This is a genomic window from Pseudorhodobacter sp., assembly GCF_030452865.1.
GTDB lineage: Bacteria > Pseudomonadota > Alphaproteobacteria > Rhodobacterales > Rhodobacteraceae > Pseudorhodobacter.
The window spans coordinates 1-4604 of record NZ_JAKDLJ010000298.1; the positions used below are offsets into that span (position 1 = coordinate 1).

The window sequence follows — 4604 nt, forward strand, 5'->3', positions numbered from 1 at the left end:
CCCCGATGCAGCACCGCCGGATCCGGACTCGGCCCCCGCCGCCCCTGTCGCGGACGCACCCGTCGTTGAAATTGGCACCCCAGAGCCGGAGGTGATAGCCGCCGCCGAACCCACACCACCTTCGCAGGTCGTGAGAGAAAACGCGCCAGAGGGGAGCGCGGAAGCGGCCCCTGAAGGGAAGCCCGAAGCGGTCGCGGAAACCTTGCCGGAGGCGGCCCCCGAGAAGCCTGACATGACGGAGGCCGCACCGGAGACGCCTGTGACTGCGCTGACGCCGGCACCTGCCCTGACACCTGCGCCGACGATCCGCCCTGCACCCGGATTTTCGGGCAAGGTCGATGGCGTCAAGATCAATCGTCTGCCCCGGATTGAGGATGCTCCCGCCGCCGGTGGGCAACCTGCAAAGAATGCCGAAGCGGTAGAAGTGGCAGAGTCGGAGATCGTAGCCGTGCCGCCAATCGAACGCTATGCCCGTGCGTTTGAAAACCCCGGTGCCAAGCCATTGTTCTCAATCCTGCTGCTGGATACCGGTGGCCCGGATGTGAACCGGGAGGCGCTGGCAGCAATGCCGTTTCCGGTGACATTCGCGATTGATCCGACGAAACCCGATGCCAAGACCGCCGCCCAAATCTACCGTGCGGCAGGGCAGGAGGTGGTGATGCTCGCGACCGGGATTCCGGACGGGGCGACAGCTTCGGATCTGGAGGTCAGTTTTGCGGCGACGGGCGCGGTTCTGCCGGAAGCCGTCGCTGTCCTTGATGTCGAAAATGGCGGTTTTCAGGGCAATCGCGCGCTGGCGACACAGGTTCTGACGCTGATCAACGCGCAGGGGCGCGGGGTGATTTCATGGGATCACGGCTTGAACGCGGCGGCGCAGGTGGCACAGCGCGAAGGGATTCGCAGCGCCACGATTTTCCGCGCCATTGATGGCGGGGATGAAGCGGCACCGGTGATCCGCCGTTATCTTGACCGCGCGGCGTTCAAGGCGGCGCAGGATGGCAAGGTTGTGGTGGCCGGTCGCACCCGGCCCGAAACCGTGGCGGCCTTGCTGGAATGGGCGGTTGAGGGACGTGCGGCGATGGTGGCGCTTGCACCGGTAACGGCAGTTCTGATGGCGAAATAGCGCGCGCTTCGCGCCGGTTTGGCTGGCTTAGCGGTTGCCGCGCGTGAACAGGCCCGCGTCCTCGGCTGCTTTGCGCAGCGCGTTGGATTTGTTCACGGTTTCCTCATATTCCGATTGCGGGTCGCTGTCATAGACCACACCTCCACCCGCCTGAATGTAGAGTTGCTGGTCTTTCAGAACGGCGGTGCGCAGCGCGATGCAGAAATCCATCTCTCCGTTCGCCGCGAAATAACCCACGCCGCCACCATAGACACCGCGCTTTTCCGGCTCCAGCTCATCAATGATTTCCATTGCGCGCACCTTGGGCGCACCCGAAACCGTGCCTGCGGGCAGGCCGGCGAGCAGGGCCGAAAGCGCATCCTGTCCGTCCGCAATCTGGCCGACGACGTTAGAGACGATATGCATGACGTGGGAATAGCGCTCGATAATGAATTGCTCCGTCGGATGCACGGTGCCGATTCTCGCGACGCGGCCCACATCATTTCGGCCAAGGTCGAGCAGCATCAGATGTTCGGCCAGTTCCTTCGGGTCCGAGAGCAGATCAGCCTCATGGGCGCGGTCTTCTTCCGGCGTGGCGCCACGTTTGCGGGTGCCTGCGATGGGGCGCACCGTCACTTCGCCGTCACGCAGACGCACGAGGATTTCCGGGCTGGCCCCGATGACCTGAAAGCCGCCGAAGTTGAAGAAGAACATGAAGGGTGACGGATTGGTGCGCCGAAGCGAACGGTAAAGCGCGAAAGGCGGCGCTTCGAACCGCTGTTTCCAACGCTGCGACGGGACGACCTGAAAAATATCCCCGGCGCGGATGTAATCCTTGGCCTTTTCAACCGCTTGCAGATAGCCCGCATGGGTGAAGTTCGATTCCGGCGCGCCCACGGTTGCCGCCTCGCCAAAGTCCCGCTCTGCCCTCGGCGCGCGGTCAAGGTCGCGCAGCGCGTCCATCACCCGTTCGGCGGCCTGGGCATAGGCCGCGCGCGCCGAAAGCCCGGATTTGGCCCAGGCCGGGGCCACGATCGTCACCTCACCCTTGACACCATCGAGCACCGCAACGACCGAAGGGCGCATCAGCACCGCATCGGGCAGGCCAAGCGGGTCTGGGTTCACATTCGGCAGATGTTCGACCAGCCGGATCATGTCATAGCCGAGATAGCCGAACAGACCGGCGGCGATGGCGGGCAGACCTTCGGGCGTGGCGATGGCACTTTCCGCGATCAGCGCACGCAGGCTTTGCAGCGGCGGTGCAGGATCGGCGCTGAACGCGGCGGGATCGAAACGCGCCTCGCGGTTGATCTCCACCACCTCGCCCCGGCAGCGCCAGATCAGATCGGGTTTCAGCCCGACCACCGAATAGCGCCCGCGCACCTCGCCGCCGGTCACCGATTCGAGCATGAAGGTGTCGCCGCGCGCCTCGCCCAGTTTCAGCATCAATGACACCGGCGTATCGAGATCGGCGGCGATACGGGCATAGACCACCTGATTGCGCCCCTGCGCCCAGCCTGCCTCGAACGTCGTGAAGTCGGGGGTCAGTTGCGCCATGATCTTAGCGAAACTGCGCGTGAACGGCGTTGATTGCCGCCTGGTTGATGGTGATCCCGGCCCCATTGGTCAGCGCATCAGTATAAAGCTGAAACGCATCCTGCGACAACGCCTGTTCCACCTGCGACGACAGCGCGCCTTTCAATGCTGCGGCATCCGCACCGTCAGACGCGCCGGGGGTTAAGCTGTTTACCTGAAGCAGCGCCACGAACGCACCGTCGTTGAGCACACGGACCTCATTTTCCTGCATCTTGAACAGGGTTGTCAGCAAGGATGGCAGGTTGCCTTCGACCGTGCTGGAGCGGGTAACCGGACCGGAGACCGCGACGACGCCGAAGGTGCCGAGGGCGGCACCGGCTTCGACCTTGGCCTTGATACCCTCCGCCAGCGCGGTAAGTGCCTTGGTTTCGGCGGCTTTGTGCCAGCTTGCGGCGACAGCATCACGCGCCTCGTCAAACGGGATCGGGGCCGGGGGGACGATTTCATCCAGACGCAGCGCGAAGATGCCGCCATCGTCGAGTTGCACCACCTCCGGAAAATCCCCGACCGCTGCGGCATCGGCGGCCTTGCGGAAGGCGGGATAGCCAGCGATTCCTTCGTTGGAGCTGGCAGTGAAATCAATCTGACCGAGTTTCATATCGGTTTCCTTGGCCAGATCCTCCAGCGTGGCACCACTGGCAAGACGGTCATCAATACCCTCGATCTGGTCATCAATGGCGCGGCGGGCGGCATCGGTTGCCAGCTCCGCCGTCAGATCGGCGCGGGCATCCTCAAAGCTGGTGTTTTGCGCGGCAAGAACGCCATTCATGCGGTAAAGCGCGGGGCCGAGGTCAGAGGGCAAGGGGCCAACGACGCCGGGTTCGGTCAGCGCGAAAATGGCGGGACCGGCAGCGCCGAGATCGGCTTCGGCCTTGTCGCCGAGGTCGATATCCGAAAGGGAAACGCCGCGATCACTGACGAGGGTTTCAAACGGGGTGCCTGCGTCGAGTTTGGTCTTGGCCGCTGCTGCTGCTGCTTCGGTCGGGAACACCAGACGTTCGACAAGCCGGTGTTCGGGTTGCACATATTCGGCTTTGCGATCTTCATACATCTGCTTCAGGGCCGCCTCATCCAGCGGCATCTTGTCGGCGATATCGTCAGGCAGCAGGGCTGCATAGGTGATGCGCCGCGCCTCGGGCCGGGTGAATTGCGCAATATTTGTCTCGTAATAGCTTTTCAGTTCCGCCTCCTCCGGGGTGCCGGGTTGGCTTTGCAGATCGGCGGAGGTGAGCGGCAACAGGCTGTAGCTGCGGCGTTCGGAGATATAGGCGTAAAGCGTGCTGGTCACCGCATCGGGCGCGATAAAGCCGCCGGTGACCGCCCCTTGCAGCAAGGACCGCGACAAGTCTTCGCGCATTTTCGATTCATATTGCGACTCCGACAGGCGGTTGCGATCCAGCGTGTAGCGATAGGTGTCGCGGTCAAACGCGCCAGACGGACCCTTGAAGGCGGGCTGGTCGGTGATTTCCTTCGCCACACGGGCGTCGTCGACCGAGATGCCGATGCGCTCTGCCTCGTTGTCGACGGCGGCGGTATTGATCAGCTTCTGGCGCACCTGCGCGTCCAGCCCGAAAGCCTGCGCCTGTTGCAGAGTGAGTTGGGTGCCGACCTGCGCGGAGAGCGCGTTGATATCCTGTTGCAAGGCGCGTTGATAATCGTTCACGTCGATTTCCCGGTCGCCAACGCTGCCGATGGTGGTGACGCCGCCGCCGAAATTGGTGATGCCGAAACCGCCGAGGCCAAGCACCAGCATCCCCATCAGGATCCAGACAACGGCACTGGTGCCCTTGGCCTTTTTCTTCGGTTGGTCGTCAGTCGGGTTCTTCGTCGATTTCGTGGTCGATTTTGCCATCTGCTGCCTCAGGAAACGCTGTTTGGCCATGTCTAGGGTGTTCGGGGCGCGGGG

3 protein-coding genes are annotated in these 4604 nt (G+C 63.4%); 1 reads left to right on the forward strand and 2 read right to left on the reverse strand.

All coding sequences use genetic code 11. The features are described 5' to 3' along the window. Positions 1 to 1123: polysaccharide deacteylase family 2 protein (locus L0H65_RS14950; protein WP_301459842.1), on the forward strand; the 1123-nt coding region annotated here is incomplete at its 5' end. Positions 1124 to 1150: 27 nt separating this feature from the next. Here the strand turns inward: L0H65_RS14950 and trpE are convergent. Continuing rightward, positions 1151 to 2659 carry an anthranilate synthase component I gene (trpE, locus tag L0H65_RS14955; RefSeq protein WP_301459843.1) on the reverse strand — a complete coding sequence of 503 codons (1509 nt, stop codon included), beginning with the start codon at positions 2657 to 2659 and terminating at the stop codon, positions 1151 to 1153. 4 nt (positions 2660 to 2663) lie between these two features. Beyond that, entirely contained in the window at positions 2664 to 4580 is a 1917-nt protein-coding gene (locus L0H65_RS14960; RefSeq protein ID WP_301459844.1) for a peptidylprolyl isomerase, read from the reverse strand. Positions 4581 to 4604: the final 24 nt, after the last annotated feature.

Bases quoted from the DNA above. Each gene is read 5' to 3' on its own strand.
- trpE (WP_301459843.1), bottom strand. From the start codon at position 2,659: ATGGCGCAACTGACCCCCGACTTCACGACGTTCGAGGCAGGCTGGGCG.
- L0H65_RS14960 (WP_301459844.1), bottom strand. From the start codon at position 4,580: ATGGCCAAACAGCGTTTCCTGAGGCAGCAGATGGCAAAATCGACCACG.